The organism is Streptomyces sp. NTD91 (assembly GCF_059510455.1).
Genome location: NZ_JCAJZW010000036.1, coordinates 14,763 through 36,782, shown reverse-complemented (window position 1 = coordinate 36,782; position 22,020 = coordinate 14,763). Strand labels below are relative to the sequence as shown.

General features: G+C 72.0%; 19 protein-coding genes and 2 pseudogenes. 13 read left to right on the top strand and 8 right to left on the bottom strand.

Going from position 1 to position 22,020, the window contains the following annotated elements; translation table 11 throughout:
• Positions 1-24: 24 nt before the first annotated feature.
• Positions 25-207: pseudogene (locus AC5WRT_RS29075) on the top strand (hypothetical protein); the annotation flags it as partial.
• A 43-nt stretch (positions 208-250) separates the two neighbouring features.
• Here the strand turns inward: AC5WRT_RS29075 and AC5WRT_RS29070 are convergent.
• A complete protein-coding gene (locus tag AC5WRT_RS29070; protein WP_496092286.1) occupies positions 251-1,657 on the bottom strand; it encodes a hypothetical protein in 1,407 nt (468 codons plus the stop codon).
• A gap of 566 nt (positions 1,658-2,223) precedes the next feature.
• Between AC5WRT_RS29070 and AC5WRT_RS29065 the strand changes: the two genes are divergently transcribed.
• The 5 genes from AC5WRT_RS29065 (at position 2,224) to metG (ending at position 9,988) form a co-directional block, all read left to right on the top strand.
• Positions 2,224-2,706, top strand: a complete 483-nt coding sequence (locus AC5WRT_RS29065) for a hypothetical protein (RefSeq protein WP_496092285.1) — start codon at positions 2,224-2,226, stop codon at positions 2,704-2,706.
• A 369-nt stretch (positions 2,707-3,075) separates the two neighbouring features.
• On the top strand, positions 3,076-4,035 hold the full coding sequence (locus tag AC5WRT_RS29060) for a hypothetical protein (protein WP_496092284.1): 960 nt from the start codon (positions 3,076-3,078) through the stop codon (positions 4,033-4,035).
• 523 nt (positions 4,036-4,558) lie between these two features.
• Positions 4,559-6,502 carry an FUSC family protein gene (locus tag AC5WRT_RS29055; protein WP_496092333.1) on the top strand — a complete coding sequence of 648 codons (1,944 nt, stop codon included), beginning with the start codon at positions 4,559-4,561 and terminating at the stop codon, positions 6,500-6,502.
• A 71-nt stretch (positions 6,503-6,573) separates the two neighbouring features.
• The gene (locus tag AC5WRT_RS29050) at positions 6,574-8,148 is read left to right on the top strand and encodes a VWA domain-containing protein (RefSeq protein ID WP_496092283.1); all 1,575 of its coding nucleotides are present in this window, start codon (positions 6,574-6,576) and stop codon (positions 8,146-8,148) included.
• 124 nt (positions 8,149-8,272) lie between these two features.
• A complete protein-coding gene (metG, locus tag AC5WRT_RS29045; protein ID WP_496092282.1) occupies positions 8,273-9,988 on the top strand; it encodes a methionine--tRNA ligase in 1,716 nt (571 codons plus the stop codon).
• A gap of 370 nt (positions 9,989-10,358) precedes the next feature.
• Here the strand turns inward: metG and AC5WRT_RS29040 are convergent, their stop codons facing one another.
• Entirely contained in the window at positions 10,359-10,571 is a 213-nt protein-coding gene (locus AC5WRT_RS29040) for a DUF397 domain-containing protein (protein ID WP_496092281.1), read from the bottom strand.
• Positions 10,568-11,443 carry a helix-turn-helix domain-containing protein gene (locus AC5WRT_RS29035; protein WP_496092280.1) on the bottom strand — a complete coding sequence of 292 codons (876 nt, stop codon included), beginning with the start codon at positions 11,441-11,443 and terminating at the stop codon, positions 10,568-10,570. Before AC5WRT_RS29035 ends, AC5WRT_RS29040 begins: the two co-directional genes overlap by 4 nt.
• Positions 11,444-11,601: 158 nt before the next feature.
• Between AC5WRT_RS29035 and AC5WRT_RS29030 the strand changes: the two genes are divergently transcribed.
• The 5 genes from AC5WRT_RS29030 to AC5WRT_RS29010 all read left to right on the top strand — a co-directional run bounded on the left by AC5WRT_RS29030 (position 11,602) and on the right by AC5WRT_RS29010 (position 14,518).
• Positions 11,602-12,147 carry an ATP-binding protein gene (locus AC5WRT_RS29030; RefSeq protein ID WP_496092279.1) on the top strand — a complete coding sequence of 182 codons (546 nt, stop codon included), beginning with the start codon at positions 11,602-11,604 and terminating at the stop codon, positions 12,145-12,147.
• 109 nt (positions 12,148-12,256) lie between these two features.
• On the top strand, positions 12,257-13,168 hold the full coding sequence (locus AC5WRT_RS29025; protein WP_496092278.1) for a helix-turn-helix domain-containing protein: 912 nt from the start codon (positions 12,257-12,259) through the stop codon (positions 13,166-13,168).
• A 52-nt stretch (positions 13,169-13,220) separates the two neighbouring features.
• The gene (locus AC5WRT_RS29020) at positions 13,221-13,832 is read left to right on the top strand and encodes a Uma2 family endonuclease (protein WP_496092277.1); all 612 of its coding nucleotides are present in this window, start codon (positions 13,221-13,223) and stop codon (positions 13,830-13,832) included.
• A gap of 80 nt (positions 13,833-13,912) precedes the next feature.
• The gene (locus AC5WRT_RS29015; RefSeq protein ID WP_496100763.1) at positions 13,913-14,257 is read left to right on the top strand and encodes a hypothetical protein; all 345 of its coding nucleotides are present in this window, start codon (positions 13,913-13,915) and stop codon (positions 14,255-14,257) included.
• Between the two features lie 90 nt (positions 14,258-14,347).
• Entirely contained in the window at positions 14,348-14,518 is a 171-nt protein-coding gene (locus tag AC5WRT_RS29010; protein WP_496092275.1) for a hypothetical protein, read from the top strand.
• A 92-nt stretch (positions 14,519-14,610) separates the two neighbouring features.
• Here the strand turns inward: AC5WRT_RS29010 and AC5WRT_RS29005 are convergent, their stop codons facing one another.
• Positions 14,611-14,958 (bottom strand): DoxX family protein, encoded by a 348-nt coding sequence (locus tag AC5WRT_RS29005; protein ID WP_496100762.1) that lies wholly within the window; start codon positions 14,956-14,958, stop codon positions 14,611-14,613.
• Positions 14,959-15,053: 95 nt separating this feature from the next.
• Between AC5WRT_RS29005 and AC5WRT_RS29000 the strand changes: the two genes are divergently transcribed.
• On the top strand, positions 15,054-15,761 hold the full coding sequence (locus AC5WRT_RS29000) for a nucleotidyl transferase AbiEii/AbiGii toxin family protein (protein ID WP_496092273.1): 708 nt from the start codon (positions 15,054-15,056) through the stop codon (positions 15,759-15,761).
• 32 nt (positions 15,762-15,793) lie between these two features.
• On the opposite strand, the gene aspS is transcribed toward AC5WRT_RS29000, so the two are convergent.
• Positions 15,794-17,557, bottom strand: coding sequence for an aspartate--tRNA ligase (gene aspS / locus AC5WRT_RS28995; protein ID WP_496092272.1), 1,764 nt, complete (start codon positions 17,555-17,557; stop codon positions 15,794-15,796).
• 199 nt (positions 17,558-17,756) lie between these two features.
• On the opposite strand from aspS, the gene AC5WRT_RS28990 reads away from it, so the two are divergent.
• Positions 17,757-19,916, top strand: a complete 2,160-nt coding sequence (locus AC5WRT_RS28990; protein WP_496092271.1) for an ATP-binding SpoIIE family protein phosphatase — start codon at positions 17,757-17,759, stop codon at positions 19,914-19,916.
• Here the strand turns inward: AC5WRT_RS28990 and AC5WRT_RS28985 are convergent.
• From AC5WRT_RS28985 to AC5WRT_RS28975, 3 genes and pseudogenes are all read right to left on the bottom strand, one after another.
• Positions 19,853-20,176 (bottom strand): annotated as a pseudogene (locus AC5WRT_RS28985) (AI-2E family transporter); the annotation flags it as partial. The gene AC5WRT_RS28990 and the pseudogene AC5WRT_RS28985 overlap by 64 nt on opposite strands.
• A 101-nt stretch (positions 20,177-20,277) precedes the next feature.
• Positions 20,278-21,255, bottom strand: coding sequence for a pirin family protein (locus AC5WRT_RS28980; RefSeq protein ID WP_496092270.1), 978 nt, complete (start codon positions 21,253-21,255; stop codon positions 20,278-20,280).
• A 111-nt stretch (positions 21,256-21,366) separates the two neighbouring features.
• Entirely contained in the window at positions 21,367-21,846 is a 480-nt protein-coding gene (locus AC5WRT_RS28975; protein WP_496092269.1) for an SseB family protein, read from the bottom strand.
• Positions 21,847-22,020 lie beyond the last annotated feature (174 nt).

The window sequence follows — 22,020 nt, the reverse complement described above, 5'->3', positions numbered from 1 at the left end:
GCACGAGGAGCACAGGGCAGGCGGAACAACAAAGGCAATATGTACGACTACGGCAAGGCCGTGGAGTTCACCGCCCACCTCGGTACGACGTACAAGAACCGCACGGTCGAGATCTGGGCCGACCCCTACGGCTCCGACCGGCCGAACAAGCCGGTGAAGTCCGGCAAGGTGGACTCCCACGGCAACCTGTCGGTCACGCTGCACCTCCTGGAAGTACTTCACCTTCACCAAGTAGCCGATCGCCGGGGTCTCATGGGGCGGTGAGCTGCAACTGCCGCAGCTGGCGTCGGACGCTCTCCAGCGCGCCCTGCCGCCTCCCCGGCACCCTCCGCCTCAACTCCGCGAGCACAGGCCCGAGTTCACGGGCCCGCGCCGTGTCCGTGATCCGCGTCCACTGATGGTGCGCGCGGTCCACGGCCGCCTCCACGGCGGGCGCGTCCACGGCCTGCCCCGCGGCCAGCCGCGCCTGCGCGACCGCCAGCCAGGCCCGGCAGCTGCGCACCGCGTCCCCCGCGAACATCGCGAGATCGGCCCGCACTTCGGCCCAGTGCAACGCCTCGTCCGAACCGGGCCCCCGAGCCCCCACGGCCATCTCCTCGAACCGGGCGGCAAGAGCATCGGCTTCCCGGTGCCGCCCGTTCTGAACGGCGGAGCTGATGAGGGCGTGGGGGTCCTGGTCTGCGGGCCGGGGAGCCGGGCCGAGGAGGTGTGGGTCTCGATCCGGATCTCGGTCCGCCGCGGGCGGGACGGGACCGGAGGCACGCCTGTCCTGGCCGGCAGCGAGCGGGACCGGATTCGCGGCGGGCGGTGCCGGAGCGGCGGCGGCCGAAACCGGACCCACCACAGCCCGGGTCGAACCCACCGGAGCCGAAACCGGACCCACCACGAACGCGGTCGGACCGACCGGAGCCGAAACCGGCGGGTCGGCGACAGGCGGGGTCCTGAGGGGGCCGGGGTGGCGCGTGGCGGGTTCGCCGATGGGGCCGCCCGACCGCACGGGCGCGTGGGCGAACGCGGGCCCGGTACCCACGGGCAGGGACAGCAGCAGGTCGCGGCCGGCGCTCGAGGCCGCGATCCGGGCCAGCGCCTGCTCGTGCAACTGGGGGAGCGGCGGCCGGTACCCGCTGCGCAACAGCGTGGCCACCGCCTTCATGTACGTCGGCTCGGCCACCCCGCGCCGCCCGGCGGCAGGGGCGACACGGCCGTACACCGCTGCGTCGGCCCCGCAGTCCAGCCCCCGCTCGGCGACGTACCGCCAGGCCTCCGCGTCCGCGTGCAGATCCACCACGAGCGCCGTGTCCGCGGCGGACCGCAACCGCAGCTCCTCGCGCACCCAGTGCCACGGCAGCGCGGTGTAGCGCACCGTCGCCCCCGTGGTGCGCGCCAGCGCGAGATGCGGCAGCCGCTGCCGCCGGTCCAGGTGCAGCTGCCCGGCGACGTACACGGTCAGCGGCCCCGGCGCCGCCGCGGCGGCCCGCAGCCGGGTCAAGACGGCCTGCGGCTCCAGCGGATCGGCGAGTTCCACGACGTTCGCGGTGTCGGTGCCGGACAGCACGGCGGGGGCGACGGCGGCCAGCACCGGCAGCACCCCGGCCGCGTCCACCAGGCGTCCCCGGCCCAGCGGCGAGGCCGCGAGCAGCAGCACGGTTCCGGGCATCGTCCCTCCCCCTGTCGGACCCAGATCGGCTCTCCTGCCAGCACCGTAACCGCTGCGGCTGCAAAGGCGCGCCCCAAGAAGGCGTCAGGACCGCAATCGCCCCGCTTCCACCTCGTTCCCTCTTGTGCCCCCGTCGCCTCCCGCACCCTCGTCGCCTCCCCGCCTGCGCCCCCCTGCGGGCCGGGCCGGGTGTCGCGGAGGTCGCCGCCGGCCCGGGCGTCGACGTCCCGGGTGTCGCGGAGGTCGCCGCCGGCCCGGGCGTCGACGTCCGGGCGCGGATACACCCGGCGTGCTCGAGACCGTCCCAGGATGAAGTCGCCGAGCCCGACCCGGCACTGGCACTGGCACTGGCACTGGCGGGGCCGGGCGCTGTCGGCCGCGCCGCACGTCACCGCTCCCGGCCCGGCGCGGAGGCCCGTCGCCCACACACCCCGGCTCGCGGCGGCCCGGCGAAGCATGGGGGAGAAGCCGTCCCATCCGGGCACCCGTCACCCTCCTGGCCGACTTGCCAGGCCGTGCCCCCCGGTGTGCTCTGGAAGCGGGGGCGAGGAGAGAGGAGTGCTCTCATGGCTCAAGCGGCACCCGCGCCGGGCGGCATGCCCCGCCCCGGCCCCACGGCTCCGATCGAGCGCCGGGCCACCCGCGTACCCGCCCGTGCGCCGGACGTCTTCGACGTGCGCACACACCGCGTCGCGCACATCGCGGTCCCGGTGGTGCTGGGGCTGGTCTACGGCTACTGGGTCGCGGCGAACGCCCGCCAGGGCGGCCCGGTCACGGGCGGCAACCTGCTGCTCGGCTGGCTCAGCGCCCTGGTGTTCGCGGTGGTGTGCGTAGCCCTGCTGACCCTGGCGCCCCGCATGCCCCGGGAGGTGCACGCGCTGCTGTGGACGGCCTTCGTCGGCATCGCCTTCGGCTTCCTGTACATCCAGACGCCGCACTCGGTCTGGCGGTCGGTGATGATGTCGCTCCTCGTCGCGGGAAGCACCTTCGCCGTGTTCTTCTACCGCTACTACACGCGTGAGGACGCCTTCGGCCGCCGGGTCCGCTGAGCGGGCGGCAGGCCCGCCGGCGTACGGCATCGTCACACACGGCACGGCACGCGGCACGGTGACGGAGCGGATGCATGCGGCGGAACGGTGACGAAGCGAGCGGGCGGCGGAACGGGCCGGGGCGCGTACGTGGGCCCGTTCGCCGGGACCCACGCACGCCCTCCCCGTGTTCCCCGCTTCCCTTTCCCTCACCCGGCCGTGGAACCCGGCCCGAGGACCGGACTCCCTCCCCACGACACCAGGAAACACCCGTTCGGGTGAACCCTCCACCGGAGAGCGGAAACCCCAGTTCCGCCCAGGGGCACGGTCCTTCGCCCGAATGCAGTCGTCCCGCTCGCGGCCCCGCCCCGCAGGCCGTTGCCTGGAAGCGTGTCCCCACGCCTCAGGAGCGCCCTGTCGGCCGTACTGCTCGCGCTGTCCTGCCTCCTCGTGCCGTTCGGCACGCTGGCGGCCTGGGCGGCGTACGGACTCGCCGACACGGGCCGGTACGTCACCACGATGGCGCCGCTCGCCACCGACCCCAGCGTGCGGGAGGCCGTCGCCGACACGGTCGGTGACGGCATCCTGCGCGCGGTGCAGCACACGGACGTCCGCCCGGCTGGGGGTACCCCCTCCGGGGGAGCTCCGGTCCGCCCGTTCGTGCGCGACGCGGTGCGCTCCTTCACCCGGACCGAGGCCTTCCGGCTGGCCTGGGACACCGGCAATCGGATCACCCACGACGCGGTGCTGCGCGCGCTGCGCGACGAGGACGACGAGAGGACGGCCGGGCGCCCCGTCACCGTCGACCTCGCCCCCATCACCGACCAGGTCAAGCGGCAGCTGACCCGGGACCATGTGCCGCTCGCCGCCCGCATCCCGGTGGAGCACACCGCGGTGTCCGTCCTCCCGGCGAGCCGGCTCGCCGCCTTCCGGAAGGGGTTCCACGTGCTCGAAGTCGCCGGTCTCTGGCTGCCGGTGGCGGCCGTCGCGCTCGCCGCCACCGGGATCGCCGTCGCCGTGCACCGCCGCCGCGCCGTCGCCGCGACCGCGCTGGGCACGGCCCTGGGCGGGGCCCTGCTCGCCCTCGCCGTGGCCGTCGGCCGCGGCCTCACCCTCGCCGACCTGCCCGCCGACGTTCCCCATCGGGCGGCCGGCGCGGTCTACGACGCCCTCACCTCGAGCCTTCGCGCGGCCTCCTGGCTGCTGCTGGGCCTGGGCCTCGCGGTCGCCCTGACCACCTGGCTGACCCGCCGCCTACGCCTGGCCCGCCCAGCCCGCGTCCGGCGCCCCTCCGACCCGGGCACCCCGCCGCCGACACCGGCCCAGAGCCCGACCCAGGCCCGAACCTGACCGGGCGGCCGCAGCGCCCGGTCAGGGTCGGCCACCGACCGAAGTGGCCGTGGACAGCCGACTGCTGCGCGCCCCGGCGTCCGGCACGGCACGCCGTCCCCACCCTGTGGACAGCCGGCCGAGGAGATCCTCCCCGGCCGGCGACGCCCCGCCCGTCGACACCGGCGCGGGCGCAGGACCCCACCGCGCACCCGACCGGCACCCGCGCGGCTGATCGGCCACCGCACCCACCGGCGCCCGACGAGGCCGATCCGCCCACCCCAATCCGTTGGCGGCCGGTGTCCCCGGCACCACGGGCACGTCCGGTGCGCACGCTCGAACGAACTCGCCCGGGAGGTGCCCCCGGTCGGCGGTCGCACTGCTCTCCCGGGGCTTCACCGCGACCGGTGCCCGCTTCCTGCGCGTGCCCGGCACCGACCACCACGCCCTCGTCGTGGACGTCGCCCTCCACACCGCGCACGACCCCGCCCGGACCTGGGACGACGACTCCGGTCGGCGGGAACGAACCGGTGATAATGGCCGCATGTCGCGCGAGTTCCCCACCGGCCTCACCCCTCCCGACTGGCTGGTCCGGAACCTCCGCCCCGAGCAGGCCCCCGTCAGCAGGGCCGCCGTGGCCCGCGCCGCCGTCGCGATGGCCCTCCCCTTGGCGCTCGGCCTCGCCACCGGCCACCCGGCGTACGGCGCCCTCGCCTCCATGGGCGCCCTGTCCGGCGTCATCGGCGACACCGCCGACGCCTACCGCATGCGCGTCCTCAACATCGCGGTGCCCCAGTTCTTCGGCGCGGTCGGCGTGACCCTGGGCACGCTGGTGTACGGGCACGGCTGGTACGCGGTGGCCGCCGTCACCGGGGTCGCCCTGGTCTCCGGCATGATCTCGACGATCGGCGCGGTGGCCTCGGTCTCGGGCCTGCTGCTCCTGCTGAACTGCGTGGTCGGCGCGGGCCTCCCGCTGCCCCGTCCCTGGTGGCTCGCCTCCGCCCTGATGACCGGCGGCGGCCTGCTCGTCCTCCTCCTCGCCCTCCTCGCCTGGCCGTTGCGCTCGGGCGTGCCGGAACGCACGGCGGTCGCGGCCACGTACCGCACGGTCGCGGCCCTGCTCGCCGTCTGCGGCACCGACCGCACGGAGGCGTACGACGAGGCCCGCCGGACGGTCACCCAGTCCCTGAACCAGTCGTACGACCTGATCCTGGCCCGGCGCGCCCGCCACCACGGCCGCGGCCGCGAACTCACCCGGCTGCTGGCCCAGTTGAACGCCGTCACGCCCGTGGTGGAGGCGGCTCCCGCGGCCCATCTGGCGGGCCGCCCGCTGCCACCGCGGCTCCCGGGGGCGGTCGAGCACCTCGCCGAGGCGATCGAAACGGGCTGCACCGGCCCCATGACCCTGGACCTGCCGCTCCCGACGACCGAGACGGCACGCGCCGTGGACCACTCCCTGCGCCACGCGGCGGAGGTGGTGACCGCCCCCGACGTGGATCCGCGGGGAATCGACGACCCCCTCGGCCGCCCCGCCGCCCTCGGCATCCGCACGGCACGAGCGGCCCGCAACGTCGTCCTCTCCGCCAACTCCTGGCGCTACGGCGTACGCCTGGCGGTCTGCATCGCCCTCGCCCAGGCCCTCGTCTCCCTGGTCCCGGTCCCCCGCTCCTACTGGGTGGCCCTGACGATCACCTTCGTCCTCAAGCCCGACTTCGGCTCGGTGTTCTCCCGCGCCCTGCTGCGCGCCCTCGGGACGGTGGCGGGCCTGGTGATCGCGGCGGTGGTGCTGGCGGAGGTCCCGCTGGGCTGGTGGGACGTACCGGCGATGCTCGTCCTGGCCCCCCTGGTCCCGGCCCTCACCCCCCGGGGCTACGGCTACCAGACGGCGGCGATCACCCCGGTGATCCTCCTCCTGTCCGACATCCTGAACCACCAGGGCACAGCCCTGCTTCTCCCCCGCCTGACGGATTCGCTCCTCGGCTGCGCCATCGCCCTGTCCGCCGGTTATCTCCTCTGGCCGGAGAGCTGGCGCACCCGGGTCGGCGACCGCCTCGCGGACGCGGTGGCGGACACGGCCGGATACGTGGAGACGGCGTTCGGCGCCGACGGCGATCCGGCCGCCCGGGCCCGTATGCGCCGACGGCTCTACCGCGACCTCTCGGTGATCCGTACGGAGTTCCAGCGGGCCCTGACCGAGCCACCGCCCACCGGCCGGCGCGCGGCGGCGTGGTGGCCGCTGGTCGTCGCGGTGGAACGGATCGTCGACGCGACGACGGCGGCCCGCGTCCGCGTCCGGCACGGGGCACCGCCGCCGTCCCCGGCCGAGATCACGCAGGTGGTGCTGCAGCTCCGGGAGTTGTCGCAGGGGGTACGGGACGCGGACGTCCTGGTCCCGGTCCGCACGGATCTCACCGGTCCCGCGGACAGCGTCCTCGAACCACTCCGCCAGGAGGTCGCCGCGGCCCGGTCGATCGCTTCCCCCCACTGACCCCTTCGCTAACCTTACGTGTCCGTCCTGGCCAGGGATCGACGGGCATCAACTCACGAAGGGTTGCGCACATGGGCATTCTCACTCTCCTGCGGAACGCATTCAGCCGCTCCCGCAAGGGACGCGCCACGTCGGCAGAGGATGCGGACTCCCTGCTCACAGCGGCGGAGTCGACAGCGAAGGCAGAGGAGACCACCGCCCGCCCCGCGCGGCCGAAGCAGCCGGTCACCCACCCCGCGCAGCCGGACGAGGCGTCCCCCCGTCCCCCGCAGCGCGAGGAGCCGGCCGCCTCCGTGCCCGCCCAGCCGTCGGCCTCCACCGAGCCCGAGCCCACGACGCCCACCGTCCCCGAGCCTCGTCGCGAGGAACACGAACTGGTCGCCGCCGCCTTCGACAAGGTCCAGGTGCCCCACCCGACGGAACCGCACGACGAGTCCCTCACCGCGGAAGAGCCGGAGCCGAAGGCCGAGGAGCCGGTCGCGGAGACGGCGGAGCCCGGGAAGCAACCCGAGCCGGACGCCGAGGAGCCGGCGCAGGACAGGGCCGAACCGAAGGCCGAGGAGAACCCCGAAGTCACCGCCCTGCCGGAGACCGAGGAGCCGGTCGCGGAGAAGCCGCAGGCCGAGCCCAAGGCCGAGACCGAAGAGCCGGCAAAGAACAGCACCGAACCCCAGACGACCGAGAAACCAGCCACCGAAAAGCCGCAGGCCGAGCCGGACGTGGAGCCGGAGGCCGAGCCCCAGGCGGTCGTGGAGACGGTGTCGGCGACGGCCGAGGACCTCGCCGTTCCGTCCGAGGAGACCACCGCCCCGCAAGCCGCCGACGGCGAGGACGCCCCACAGGAGTCACAGGCAGCCGCCGACGAGACCCGCACAGGCGGTTCGGAGGGGAACGCCACCACCGCCGAAGGCGAAGGCGAGGCGGCACCGGCCGACAACGCCCCCGCGGACGACGAGCCCCGCCGGCAGAGCCCCGCCACCGCCCTCGCCGAGGTGAAGTCCCGCACCCCCTCCCTCACCGCCGCCTACAAGGCCGCCGCCACCACCCTGAAGAAGAAGGACCTCACCGGCACCCGCGCGAGGCTCTACCTCGTCCTGGACCGCTCCGCGAGCATGCGCCCCTACTACAAGGACGGCTCCGCCCAGGCCCTCGCCGACCAGACCCTCGCCCTCGCCGCCCACCTGGACCCCGGAGTCACGGTTCACACCGTCTTCTTCTCCACGGAGATCGACGGCACCACCGACCTCACCCTCGCCCCGGACCACGAGACCAGGATCGACGACGTGCACGCCGGTCTGGGCCGCATGGGCCGCACCAGCTACCACGCCGCCGTGGAGGCCGTACTCGCCCACTACGACGCGCACGAGAAGGACGCCACCGCCCCCACTCCCGCCCTCGTCGTCTTCCAGACCGACGGCGCCCCGGACGCGAAGACCCCCGCGACGCAGGCGCTCACCGAGGCCGCGGCGTCGCACCCGACCGTGTTCTTCTCCTTCGTCGCCTTCGGGGAGCACGACAACAAGGCCTTCGACTACCTCCGCAGGCTGAAGACCACCAACACGTCCTTCTTCCACGCGGGCCCCACCCCCCGCGAGCTGACGGACACGGAACTGTACGACGGTGTACTGACCGCCTGGCGGCCGTGACCGTCCGTGACCCCGTGGCCGCCCTTTCCCAGCCTTCAAAACGGGAAACGGGCGGCCCACCCCTGTCGGCTACGATTTCAAGGTTCGAAACCGCAGAAAACGCAGCGACCTGGGAGCAGCCACGATGGCTCGACACCTCATCACCAGCGCCCTTCCGTACATCAACGGGATCAAGCACCTGGGCAACATGGTGGGGTCCATGCTCCCGGCGGACGTGTACTCCCGGTACCTCCGCCAGCGCGGCCACGACGTCCTGTACATCTGCGCCACCGACGAGCACGGCACCCCGGCCGAGCTGGCGGCGAAGGAGCAGGGCCTGCCGGTGGCGGAGTTCTGCGCACAGGCGCACGACGCGCAGAAGGCCGTCTACGACGGCTTCCAGCTCGCCTTCGACTACTTCGGCCGCAGTTCCTCCCCGGAGAACCGCGAGATCACCCAGCACTTCGCCCGCAAGCTGCACGAGAACGGCTTCATCGAGGAGCGGGCGATCCGCCAGGTGTACAGCCCCACCGACGGCCGCTTCCTCCCGGACCGCTACGTCGAGGGCACCTGCCCGCACTGCGGCTACGACAAGGCCCGCGGCGACCAGTGCGAGAACTGCACGCGGGTCCTGGACCCGACGGACCTGATCAACCCCCGCTCCGCGATCTCCGGCAGCACGGACCTGGAGGTCCGCGAGACCAAGCACCTCTTCCTCCTGCAGTCCAAGCTGGAGAACGAGGTCCGCGAGTGGGTGGCCCGGCACGACAAGGACTGGCCGCAGCTCGCCTCCTCCATCGCCCACAAGTGGCTGACCGAGGGCCTGCACGACCGGGCGATCACCCGTGACCTGGACTGGGGCGTCCCGGTCCCGGCCGACACCTGGCCGGAGCTGGCGGCCGAGGGCAAGGTCTTCTACGTCTGGTTCGACGCCCCGATCGAGTACATCGGCGCGACGAAGGAGTGGGCCGACCAGGACCCCGAGAACCGGGACTGGAAGTCCTGGTGGTACGACGCCGACGACACCGTGCGCTACACCGAGTTCATGGCCAAGGACAACGTCCCCTTCCACACGGTGATGTTCCCGGCCACCGAGCTGGGCGTGCGCGAGCCGTGGAAGAAGGTCGACTACGTCAAGGCCTTCAACTGGCTGACGTACTACGGCGGGAAGTTCTCCACCAGCCAGAAGCGCGGTGTGTTCACCGACCAGGCACTGGACGTCCTGCCGGCCGACTACTGGCGCTACTTCCTCATCGCCAACGCGCCCGAGTCGGACGACTCGTCCTTCACCTGGGAGCACTTCACGGCCACGGTCAACAAGGACCTCGCCGACACCCTCGGCAACTTCGTCAACCGCGTGCTGTCCTTCTCGAAGAAGCGCTTCGGCGAGCAGGTCCCGGCCGGCGGCGAGCCCGGCGAGGCGGAGACCCGTCTCGGCGAGGAGATCGCCCGCCTCCTCGGCGAGTACGAGGAGCACATGGAGGCGATGCAGTTCCGCAAGGCCGCCGCGGCCCTGCGCGCCCTGTGGTCGGCGGGCAACTCCTACCTGGAGGAGAAGGCCCCCTGGCTGCAGATCAAGACGGACAAGGACGCCGCGGCCCTCACCCTGCGCACGGCGATGAACCTGATCCACCTGTACGCGGTGGTGTCCGAGCCGCTGATCCCGGCCACGGCGAAGGCGATGCGCGCGGCGTTCTCCCTGCCGGACGACACCGCCGCCTGGGTCACCGCGGACGAGGCCAAGTCGCTCACCCCGGTCCCCTCCGGCACCCCGTTCACGGTCCCGCCGGTCCTCTTCGCCAAGCTGACGGACGAGGACCTGGCGGTGTACAAGGAGCGCTTCGGCGGCGAGGAGGGCTGACCCGGTCCGACCGCGTCACCGGTGGGGGACGCATACCGCTACGCCCACCCGCGTTCCCGCACCCCACGCGCGTCTCCTCGCGGACGTCGCCGCCGGCCTGCGCACACCTTGATGCCGGCCGGCGGCCACGCCCTCGAATCCCACGGCCTGAGCGCTGAACAAGCCGGCCCTCCGGCATCCGCCGGTCGTCACCAGCCTGGGCCCCGGACCGGCCTTGAGAACCGATGGGCACCAAGATCTGTGCCCTCGCCGCGTTCGACCTGCCTACTCTCCAGTCCCGCCTCACGGGCTCGGACAGGCGGCACGCTGTTCGCTCAGCCCGACGCGCTCTTCTGAGTGGAACCAGGCGCGGGGCACGTCAGCCAATGGGTCAGTTCCCGGACGCGTACGCCACGAAGTCCGCCCACGTTGCCGGTGCCAGCGCGAGGCGAGGGCTGTCGTCGCGGTACTTGGAGTCACGGACGTGGATGGTACCGGGGGTGGTGGCGACCTCGACGCAGGAGTCGCCTTCGTTGCCGTCGCTGTAGCTGCTCTTGAACCACGCCAGTTCGGAGGCATCCCCGGCGGAGGCCTTGCGGATCATGTTTCTCCCAGCAGTTGTTCGATGAAGGCCAGCGACTCCCCCGGCGGGAGGGCCTGCGCCCGGATGGTGCCATACCGCAACTCAAGGATGCGTAGGTGCCTCGGGTCGGAGATCGGCCGCCCGTTGAACGCACCATCGGAGCGTCCCACGGCCGTTCCGTCCTCGAACTTCAGCAGCTGGATCTTGCCGTCCAGGCCTGGGTGAGTCTCGCGGTGTGTCGGCATCACTTGGAGAGAGACGTTACGCAACCGTCCCACCTCCAACAGACGTTCGAGCTGCTGCCGCCACACCATTGTGCCCCCGAGCGGCCGCCGGAGCGGCGCCTCTTCCAGCACGAAGCTGAGCGCGGGGGCAGGCTCCTGATCAAAGATCGACTGGCGAGCCATGCGAGCGGCGACCATCCGCTCAACCTCCTCCTCCGAGTACGGAGGTTGCCGTGACTCGAAGGCTGCCCGAGAATGCCCTGGTGTCTGCAACAGCCCACTGATGCTGTGGCACACATACACCCCGATCTCGACGGCCCGCGCCTCCATGTCCGCCAGATCCCGCACCTTCTTCGGATACCGGACCTTCGCCACGTCCTCCTTCATCGCGGCGAGCAACCCACCCGCCCCCAACACCTCGTCCGCCCTGTCCAGAAACTCGGGCCGGGGAATCCGCTTACCGCTCTCGATCTTGTAGACGAGGTCCTCGCCGTACCCCACCGCCTTACCGAAGTCGCCGGCCCGCATCCCCACCGCCTCGCGCCGCAGCTTCACCTGCCGCCCCACGGTGGCGACCACCGCCACGCCCCACTCGTCGTCCGGGTCCACCTCCCACCCCGGCTCGTCAGCCTCGGTCCTCAGCCGCCGAACCTCGCCGTCCACCGACATACGCGCGCCCCTCCGTCGTACCGCCTCGTGCCAGCCACGCCCTACCCGTACGCGACGACCCGACAAGCCCGGACACCGCCGGACAACGACTGGACAGTCACCGTACGCAACCACGACGCCACTCCCCACGGTAGGCACACTCGGCCACGCTGAGTGACGTGAATCGGAAACTCCCCCAACCCGGCAGCCCCGTCCGCAGCTTCAGCGTCCTGCTGTCCCCCACACCCCGAGGTGCCCGCCTCGCTCGACTGCTCACCACCGAACAACTGCGCACGTGGGGACTACCGTTGGACCCCCCGCAGCTCATCGTGGCCGAACTGGCGAACAACGCCGCCACCCACGGCCGTGTCCCCGGCCGGAACTTCCGGCTCCTGCTCCACGTGGTCGGCCAGACCCTCCGCATCGAGGTGACGGACACACGCGGTGACCGACTCCCGCGCCGCCACCCGGCCGACCCGACCGCCGAGTCCGGCCGCGGCCTGACCCTCGTGGCCGCCCTCGCCGACCGCTGGGGAGTCACCCACGGCCTGCCGCCCCGCAAGACGGTCTGGGCCGAACTCGCCCTCCCATCCCAGGAATCACAGGAACCTGACGGCCCACGCCCCGGTCCACCCTGCGCTCCCTATGCACTACTCACCGGGGAGAAAGAACCCCACCAAGCCCCACCCCTCCCTCCCGCCGGGCAAACTCACCCCCGCGAGTGAATATGCCCAACTGGGCTGGATTCCGGCCCGGTTGCCTGCCCTACGCTCAGCGCCAGCAGCACCAGACAACCCCAGACATGCGACGGCCCTCGCCGGGACTGGCATCCCAGTGCGAGGGCCTGACCACCGAGGAAGAACGGACCTCTTCCTGACGGATACCGAAAACCCTAGCGCGCCCGCGCGCGCCCACTCCCGTATCCGGGGCAAGAACCACCCCGACGGGCAGCCGACCGCCGGCGTCACCCACGACCACGTCCGCCGCACCGAGAACTTCACGGTGATCGGCAACGGCCTGGCCCAGCACCCTGAGCTGTCCCTGCTCGCCCTCGGACTGGCCTGCTACATCCAGTCGGTGCGGCCGGGCACCGCCGTCGACATCAGGACCCTCGCCGCCCGCTTCCCCGAAGGCCCCACCCGCATCGCCGCCGCCCTACGGGAGCTCGAAACGCACGGCTACCTGCGCCGCCGCCGCGAGCGCACCCCCACCGGCCGGATCGTCACCCGCACGGTCTCCTGCGACAGGCCCGGTCACCACGCCACCCGCGGGACACCCACCCGCAAATCCGGCGCCCGACGCACGTCCCCGGACGAACCCGCGCCCCGCAAGCGGCGCCTCCCCGCCGTCCCCCAGCCGTCGTACCCCGCGCCCGCCCTCCTCCGGACCGCCGTCGACGTCCTCGCCGGCCTGCGCCGCCACGCCCCCACCCTGCTCCTCTCCGCCACCGGCGCCGAACGCCTCGCCCCCGGTGTCGCCGCCTGGCCGGAACGCGACCTCACCCCCACCGCCGTACGCCACGCCCTGACCGCGAACCTGCCGAACGAGCCCCTGATCCGCCCGGCCGCCCTCCTCGCCCACCGCCTGGCCGCCCAGCTCCCGCCCCCACCGCCGTTCCGCGCACCCGCCCAGCCACCGGCCGTCCACCACCCGTTCCAGAACTGCGAAGGCTGCGACCGCGCCTTCCGCGCACCTGAACCAGGTCACTGCCGCGACTGCCGAACCGATCTCCCGGAGGCCGCCTAGCATGAACGTGACGATCCTTGCCCCTGGGCACAGACGACGAGGAGCGAGCGCCGTGACCATCGCCCCGGACGACCCGCAGCAGGGCGCCTCCCACCTGTACCGGGCCATGCGGGACTTCGTTCAGTCCATGGACGACACGCTGCCTGGGAAGTTCGAGATCACCAAGGAAGGGATCGTCCACGACATGATGTCGCCGGGAGGGCCTCACGAGGTCACGGCTGCACACATCAGCCGCCGTCTGGAAAGGATCATGCCGGACGAGTTGCTGGCCCATACCGGCACACCTGACGTGGAGGACGAGCCCGAAGGCATCATGCGCCATCCAGACGTAATGGTGATCGCATGGGCGGACCTGAACGTCCAGGGTTCGATCGACCCTCGCTCGCTCATCGCCGCCATCGAAGTGGTCTCCAAGTCCAACCCGGAGAACGACTGGGTCACCAAGATGCGCGACTACCCCCTCATGGGCGTCCCCACCTACGTGATCTTCGACCCGCGTACGGGCCAGGGCGCCGTCCTCACCGACATTCACACCACCCCCGACGGCCCCCGCTACGCCACCCGCAAGGACTTCGTCTACGGCGAGGACGTCACCATCGCCGACTGGACCATCTCCACCGAAAGCCTGCCCCGCTACGAAGAGAGCAGCGACGAGCCGCAGTGAGACCCGCCCACGGCGTACAGCACCACCTCCTGATGACGGGCCGGCCCGACATCCTGGCTGAGGTACTCCTGGAGGACACCGTGAGCACACTGCCCGACCACGGACGCGAGCTGATCCCCCGCCCCGAGCAGACGCCCGAGGCGCTGCGCGCGGCACTCGCCGTGGTGGCCCCGAGCCAGCTCCCGGAGATGCAGGCCTCGAAGGACGAGGCGTTCGCCAAGGCGGTCGAATGGCAGTCCGTGAGCCCCGTGCAGAGCTGGGTTCTCCGCTGGGCGCGGGACATCGAGATCGCCCGCCGCCCCGAGCTGTCCGCCCGCTTCGAGCGCGCTCGGAGCAGGCTGGAGGACGAGGATCCTGCCGTCGCCGAAGAAGCCAATTTTCGCTGGCTGCTGACCCCGGAGCACAACATCATGCGTCGGGTGTGAACCGCCTCGCGACGCTGCTTCAGCACGCCCGCGACGGTGGTGGCCGCCGGCTCCGTCGGCAGGTTCTCCGCCGAAATCTCCACGCCAGCGGTGAGCGTCGGCGTCCAGCTCACGATCACCCTGATCTTCTTCGAGTTGGCGGCGTTGCAGGCGGCGACCAGGTCGGTCGCCGCCGTTGACGAGGTTGCCGCTGCCCGCGACCGCGCCGGGGTCGTACGCCTTCAGGTACGCCGGTCGCGACTGGCCGTGCCGGCCGCGTAGACGGCGCAGGTCAACTTCTGCTGCCGGCGTCGGTGTTGGCGTCGACGGTGCCCTTGGAGACACCGCCCGCCGGAGGGAATTCCGTTGCCCGGTCAGGCGGCGTACCCGAGGACGAGCGCGCCGACGACGGGGGCCGCGTACACGAGGGGGAACGGGACGTGCGAGTACCAGCGGGCGCGGGCCACGGTGACGGCGGCTCCGAGGAAGTACAGCACCAGCCCGATCCCGGCCGACACCCCGATCACCGGCACGAACAGTCCGACGACCAGCCCCACGGCTCCGGCGGCCTTGGCCAGTCCCAGCAGGGTCCACCAGCTCTGCGGCACCGAGTAGTCGGTCAGGGCCTTCACGATCCACTGGGCCCGCATGAGCAGAACGGTGCCGGAGAAGCCGGCCATCAGCGCGGCGAGCAGGGTGACGACGATCTGGGCGGTACGCATGAGAGGCTCCCATCGAGCATCGAGCGGTCGAAGAGGTGCGGACACCTCTCTGACCCCCCGGCCCGCACACGTGTGACAGGAGCCCGGAAAAAATCTTGAACATTCCCGAATCCCACCACCGGCTCCTCGCCGACGTCGTCGCTGCGGGCAGCTCCTACGGGCTGGTGCTCGCGGGCGGATACGCGTTGCAGGCGCACGGTCTGGTGGTGCGCCCACATGCGAATGTCGACTTCGCCACCGAGGGTCCCGAAGGCATGGACCGGATCGCCGCCGCCGTCGGCGCCACTCTGGAGGCTCGCGGCCGGCAGGTCCGGGTAGGAGCGAGCACCCCGCTCACCGCCCAGCTGACGGTCGTCGATCCGCCCACGGGTGAGCCCTGTGCCCTCGCGCTGCACAAGGAGGTCTTCTGGCAGGCCCCGGCACTCACCGGTTACGGTCCGGCGCTGTCGGTGGAGGACGCCGTCGGTACGAAGATCCGGGCGCTGTACGACCGGGGCGCGGCCGTCGACCTGATCGACGCGCGGGCCGCCGCGGCCCGGTTCTCCCTGCCCGGTCTGGAGGCGCTGGGCCGCCGGCACGCCCACGACCCCTTCGATCTGCCCACGCTGCAGTCCCGGCTGACGGGCACGGACTTCTACTCCGACATGGACTTTCTGCGCTACGGCCTGCGGGAGGCCGAGGTCGCCGCCCTGCGATCCTGGGCCCAGGAGTGGTCCGACGACATCGCCGAGCGGCTGCTCGAAGACGGCGCGTCCCCCGACGTCGAGCCGGACGCGGAGTCCGGACCCGACGCGGGGGACTGAAGAGACACGGAGGCTTGAAGCGTAGCGCCGTCCTACTTCGGCTGCGGCTTCCTGATGCTCAGGTGCAGCTCGCGCAGGCGGGGCTCGTCCAGCTCGGTCGGGGCGCCCATCATCAGGTCCTGGGCGTTGCCGTTGAGCGGGAAGGCGATCGTCTCGCGGATGTTCGGCTCGTCCGCGAGGAGCATGACGATGCGGTCGACGCCCGGGGCGATGCCGCCGTGCGGCGGGGCGCCGAAGCGGAACGCGCGGAGCATGCCCGCGAACTTCTCCTCGACGGTCTCACGGTCGTAGCCCGCGATCTCGAAGGCCTTGAGCATGATGTCCGGCTCGTGGTTCCGGATGGCACCGGAGGACAGCTCGACGCCGTTGCAGACGATGTCGTACTGCCAGCCCAGGATGTCCAGCGGGTCCTGGGTCTCCAGTGCCTCCAGGCCGCCCTGCGGCATGGAGAAGGGGTTGTGCGAGAAGTCGATCGCGCCGGTCTCCTCGTCCTTCTCGTACATCGGGAAGTCGACGATCCAGCAGAAGCGGAAGACGCCCTCCTCGAAGTGGCCGGCGCGCTTGGCCGCCTCCACCCGGACCGCGCCCATGATCTTGGACACCTCGTCGAACTCGCCCGCGCCGAAGAAGACCGCGTGGCCGGGGGCCAGCGACAGCCGCTTGGTCAGCTCGGCCACGTTCTCCTCGGTGAGGAACTTGGCGATCGGGCCGGACAGGGCCCCGTCCTCGCCCACGCGGACCCAGGCCAGGCCCTTCGCGCCGAGCGAGACGGCGAAGTCGCCGAGCTGGTCGAAGAACTTGCGCGGCTGGTCCTGGACCGCCGGCACGGGCAGCGCGCGCACGTGCTTGCCCGCGAAGGCCTTGAACTCCGAGCCCTCGAAGACGTCGGTGACGTCGACCAGTTCCAGCTTGGCGCGGAGGTCCGGCTTGTCGGAACCGTACTTCAGCATCGCCTCGCGGAACGGGATCCGCGGGAAGGGGGAGGTGACGTGTCGGCCGCCCCCGAACTCCTCGAACAGCTCGGTCATCAGCTTCTCGACCGGCTGGAAGACGTCCTCCTGCTCGACGAAGCTCATCTCGATGTCGAGCTGGTAGAACTCGCCCGGCGAGCGGTCGGCGCGCGCGTCCTCGTCACGGAAGCAGGGCGCGATCTGGAAGTAACGGTCGAAACCGGAGATCATCAGCAGCTGCTTGAACTGCTGCGGGGCCTGTGGCAGCGCGTAGAACTTGCCCGGGTGCACACGGGAGGGCACCACGTAGTCGCGGGCGCCCTCGGGGGAGGTGGCGGACAGGATCGGCGTCGCCATCTCGTTGAAACCCATCGCCGACATCTTCTGGCGCATGGCCGAGATGACCGCCGTACGCAGCATGATGTTGCGGTGCATGCGCTCGCGGCGCAGGTCCAGGAAGCGGTACTCCAGGCGCCGCTCCTCGTTGACCCCGTCCTCGGCGTTGATCGTGAAGGGCAGCGGGGCCGCCGCGCCCAGCACCTCGACCTCGCCGACCTCGATCTCGATCTCGCCGGTGGGCAGGTCCGGGTTCACGTTCTCGGTTCCACGTGAAACAACGCCGCCGTCCACGCGGACCACGGTCTCCTTGGACAGCTTGTCCAGGGCCTCGTACGCCTCGGTGCCGGGGCGGGCGACCAGCTGCGTGATGCCGTAGTGGTCGCGCAGATCGATGAAGAGGATGCCGCCCAGGTCGCGCCGATTGTGCAGCCAGCCACTCAGCCGGACGTCGGTGCCGACGTCAGAAGCGCGGAGCTGGCCGCAGGTGTGGGACCTGTACCGATGCATCGTCGTTCATCCAGTCTTTGCGGATCGGGTGTCGCCAGGCGGGTACGGCCTAGGCCACCCCAAGGGTACCGGGCACCCCCAACTCGGCTCCCCACCCTTTTCCCGCGCCGCGCGCTGGAGGATCCTCCGAGCGTGCGGGGGCCGACTCGTCCTTTTCCTACGGTGGCACCTATCGGTCAGATCTTCTTAAAGTGGGCCAATGCGTACAGGCGAGCCCCTCCCGTCCGTCGGGGATGTCCTCGCCGCCCTCGCGACCGGGCTGTGGCACTGGGACACGGCCGCCGACGAAGTCACCGTGGACGCGGAGGCGGCGCGGCTGCTCGGTCTGCCCGCGGAGGCGGCCACCCTGACGGAGGCCCAGACGCGGGCCCGGCTGCACCCGGTGGACTGGAACGAGATCACCGGGGTGATCCCGCTGGCCGTCGCAGAGGGCACGCTCGCCGAGGTGCGCATACGGATCATGGACGAGCAGGGCAACGTCCTGCGGGTCGTCCGCAGCCGGTCGAAGCCGTCGTACGACCCCGTGCGGCGGGCGTACGAGTTGATCGGCACGCTCCAGGAGGTCACCGAGCCGGCCCCCGGCACCCGGGCCGCCCGCAGCGCGGTCACCGGCGACTGGCGGCGCTCGCGGGAGGCGTTCCTGCTGGACGCGGGCCGGGCGCTGGCCGAGGCGCGGTCCACCGCCGAGGTGCTGCGGGTGGCCGGCGGCCTGTCGATGCCGGGGTTCTCGCCGGACGGGCTCGTGGTGTTCGGAGTGGAGGGCGACCGGCTGACGATCACCGGCCAGCACGGACACCGGCCCGGGGACATGGGCCCCTTCTCGGACATGCCGTTGACCACCGGCTATCCGGCCACCGAGGTCGTCCGCACGGGGCGGGCGGTGTATCTGTCCTCCCCCCAGGAGTACAAGGAGCGCTATCCGGCGACCTGGCCGCTCGCCCGCCACTTCGGCCGCCAGTCCTGGGCCTTCCTGCCGCTGACCGTGGCCGGACGCACCATGGGCGCCTGGATGGCGGCCTTCTCCTACCCCGTGGCGTTCACCCCCGACGAACGCGCGGTGCTGACGACCGTGGCCCGGATGCTCGCCCAGGCGCTGTCCCGGGCCGGGGCGGCCGAGGAGGAACGGGAGCTGACCGAGGGCCTGCAGCGCTCCATGCTGCCGTCGCTCGGCCCGGAGATCCCCGGGATGCGGGTGGCCGCCCGGTACATCCCCACCGGCGGCGGGCTCCAGGTCGGCGGCGACTGGTACGACCTGATCCCGCTGCCCTCGGGCCGCTTCGCGCTGGTCATGGGCGACGTCCAGGGCCATGACGTACGCGCCGCCGGTCTGATGGGCCAGCTGCGCATCGCCCTGCGCGCCTACGCCTCCGAGGGCCACCGCCCGGACGCCGTGCTCTCCCGCGCCTCCCGGTTCCTGCACGGCGTCACGCACGACGACGGCGCCGACCACCTGACCGACCCGCGCTTCGCGACCTGTGTGTACGCGGAGGCCGACCCAGTGACCGGGATGCTGGAGGTCGCCCGCGCCGGACACCCGGATCCGGCGATCCGGATGGCCGACGGCACGGTGATGATGCGGCCGACGGCGGGCGGGCTGCCGCTGGGCATCGACCCCGACGCGGACTATCCGACGACCCGGTTCACCCTGGAACCCGGCGAGACGCTGATGCTCTGCACCGACGGCCTGATCGAGACCGGCGGGCACGACCTGGAGAGCGGCTGGCGGCGGCTGCGCACGATCCTGGAGGAGCACCCGGGCGACGACGACGGGGTCGACCCGGAGTCGCTGGCCGACTCCCTGGTCCAGGGCGTGCACGGGCCGTCCTCGCACCACACCACCGGCCCGCTGGCCGACCGACGCGAGGACGACATCGCGCTGGTGCTGGTGTGCCGTCCGCTGGGCGGCACCGCGCGGCCCGCCGTCCGGCGCACCCTGCTGTCGGTGGCGCAGGACGAGCCGGACCGGATCGCCGACGCCCGCCGGCATCTGCGCGAGCTGCTGCACGACTGGGCCTCGCCCGAGCAGGTCGACTCGGCGGAGCTGCTGGTCTCCGAGGTGGTCACCAACGTCCTCGTGCACACCGATACCGACGCGCTGCTGCTCGCCGAGTTGACCGGTGAGGAGGAGGTGCGGCGGCTGCGGGTGGAGGTCACGGACGCGGGCGACGACCTGCCGCACAGGCGTCGGCCCGGCGAGCTGGCCTCCTCCGGCCGCGGTCTGATGCTGATCGAGCTGCTCGCGGACGCCTGGGGGGTCGAGCCGCGGGGCGAGGGCAAGAGCATCTGGTTCGAGCTCTACGAGCCCGGCGGCGTGTCGGAGGACGGGCCGGCCGGAGCCGCGGAGGAGGGCGCCGCGTAACGCGTCCGCAGCTCCTGTACCACCCCGAAGGCGGCGGCGGTCAGCGGTACGGCGAGCAGCATGCCGAGGATGCCCGCGACGGACGCCCCGGCGGTGATGGCGAGCATCACCACGGCCGGGTGCATCTGCACCGTCCGGCTCTGGACGACGGGCTGCAGCACATGTCCCTCCAGCAGCTGCACGGCGAGGACGACGCCGAGCGCCCAGAGCGCGATGACGAAACCGCGGTCGGCGAGCGCCACCAGGACGGCCACCGTGCCGCGTCCAGCGGATCATGACCCGGCGACGGGTGTCCTGCCCACGGCGCCGGGCGGGTGAGGCCGTACCGGCACCCGCGTCCAGCCGGTGCCGGTACCGGTCATCAGCCCTGCGGGCCGCTCTCCGTCATGCCGTGCACCGCCGGGATCGTGCCCAGCCGGCCCTTCTGGAAGTCCTCGAAGGCCTGCATCAGCTCGTCCTTGGTGTTCATGACGAACGGGCCGTAGTGCGCCATGGGCTCACGGATCGGCTGCCCGCCCAGCAGCACGACCTCCAGGTCCGGGGTGTGGGAGTCCTGCTTCTCGTCCGCGCGGACGGTCAGCGAGCCCCCGGCGCCGAACACGGCGGTCTGACCGAGGTGGACGGGCCGACGCTCGGTGCCGACGCTGCCGCGGCCCGCGAGGACGTAGGCCAGGCCGTTGAAGTCCTCCCGCCAGGGCAGGGTCAGCTCGGCGCCCGGCGCCAGGGTCGCGTGGATCATCGTGATCGGGGTGTGGGTGATGCCGGGACCCTTGTGGCCGTCCAGCTCGCCCGCGATGACCCGCAGCAGCGCGCCACCGTCGGGGGAGGTGAGCAGCTGGACGTTGCCGGCGCGGATGTCCTGGTACCTCGGCGCCATCATCTTGTCCCGGGCCGGGAGGTTCACCCACAGCTGCAGGCCGTGGAAGAGGCCACCGGACACCACCAGGGCCTCCGGCGGGGCCTCGATGTGCAGCAGGCCGGAGCCCGCGGTCATCCACTGGGTGTCGCCGTTGGTGATGGTGCCGCCACCGCCGTTGGAGTCCTGGTGGTCGAAGATCCCGTCGATGATGTAGGTGACGGTCTCGAAGCCGCGGTGCGGGTGCCAGGGGGTGCCCTTGGGCTCGCCCGGCGCGTACTCCACCTCGCCCATCTGGTCCATCATGATGAACGGGTCGAGGTGGCGGTAGTTGATCCCTGCGAAAGCCCGGCGCACCGGGAAGCCCTCACCCTCGAACCCGCTCGGAGCGGTCGTGACCGCCAGCACGGGACGCGCCACGGCGTCGGCGGGAGCGGTCACGCGGGGCAGCGTCAACGGGTTCTCGACGGTCACTGCAGGCATGGTCGGGTACCTCCTTGTGCATCCAGTTTAGTTGAGCGTTGAACTTTCTGCCACCCCTAACAGAACGAGCCCGGAGGGCATTCCCTCCGGGCTCCGGCGCGGCGACGGCGGTCAGCCGTACATCCGGCGCATCGCGAAGTCGACCATCTGCTCGACCGCCTTTGCGTCGAACACCATCCGGTGCTCGCCCTCCATGTCCAGGACGAAGCCGTAGCCGGTGGGCAGCAGGTCGATCACCTCGGCGCCGGTGATGACGAAGTACTTGGACTCCTTGCCCGCGTACCTGCGCAGCTCCTTCAGCGAGGTGAACATCGGGATCACCGGCTGCTGGGTGTTGTGCAGGGCCAGGAAGCCGGGGGTGTCGCCGCGCGGGCAGTACACCTTCGACGTGGCGAAGATCTGCTGGAAGTCCTCGGCGGACATCTGCCCGGTGGTGAAGGCGCGCACCGCGTCCGCGAGCGAGGGCGGGGACGGCTCCGGGTAGAGCGGCGACTGCTGGCCGTACCCGCCGGCGCCGCCCGGCATCTGCTGCTGCGGCGGAGCGTACTGCTGCTGGGCGGCGCCGTCCATGGGCTGGCCGTATCCGTACATGGCGCAAGAGTACCGAGGGGGAGCGGCGCGGCGGGGCACTGGAGAACTTCCCGCCGGCCGGAAGGCCGGACCGTGCGCATACCGGGCGGTCACCCGTCTTTCGCCGGGCACGCGGACTGCTCGGCGCCCGCGCTCACACGCTGCTCACGGGCGTACACACCACCCGGTTCCCGA

Coding starts and splice junctions, on each gene's coding strand:
- AC5WRT_RS29070 (WP_496092286.1), bottom strand. CDS start 1,657: ATGCCCGGAACCGTGCTGCTGCTCGCGGCCTCGCCGCTGGGCCGGGGA.
- AC5WRT_RS28975 (WP_496092269.1), bottom strand. CDS start 21,846: ATGTACGGATACGGCCAGCCCATGGACGGCGCCGCCCAGCAGCAGTAC.
- AC5WRT_RS29055 (WP_496092333.1), top strand. CDS start 4,559: ATGTCGCGCGAGTTCCCCACCGGCCTCACCCCTCCCGACTGGCTGGTC.
- AC5WRT_RS28990 (WP_496092271.1), top strand. CDS start 17,757: ATGCGTACAGGCGAGCCCCTCCCGTCCGTCGGGGATGTCCTCGCCGCC.
- AC5WRT_RS29050 (WP_496092283.1), top strand. CDS start 6,574: ATGGGCATTCTCACTCTCCTGCGGAACGCATTCAGCCGCTCCCGCAAG.
- AC5WRT_RS28980 (WP_496092270.1), bottom strand. CDS start 21,255: ATGCCTGCAGTGACCGTCGAGAACCCGTTGACGCTGCCCCGCGTGACC.
- metG (WP_496092282.1), top strand. CDS start 8,273: ATGGCTCGACACCTCATCACCAGCGCCCTTCCGTACATCAACGGGATC.
- AC5WRT_RS29035 (WP_496092280.1), bottom strand. CDS start 11,443: ATGTCGGTGGACGGCGAGGTTCGGCGGCTGAGGACCGAGGCTGACGAG.
- aspS (WP_496092272.1), bottom strand. CDS start 17,557: ATGCATCGGTACAGGTCCCACACCTGCGGCCAGCTCCGCGCTTCTGAC.
- AC5WRT_RS29065 (WP_496092285.1), top strand. CDS start 2,224: ATGGCTCAAGCGGCACCCGCGCCGGGCGGCATGCCCCGCCCCGGCCCC.
- AC5WRT_RS29040 (WP_496092281.1), bottom strand. CDS start 10,571: ATGATCCGCAAGGCCTCCGCCGGGGATGCCTCCGAACTGGCGTGGTTC.
- AC5WRT_RS29005 (WP_496100762.1), bottom strand. CDS start 14,958: ATGCGTACCGCCCAGATCGTCGTCACCCTGCTCGCCGCGCTGATGGCC.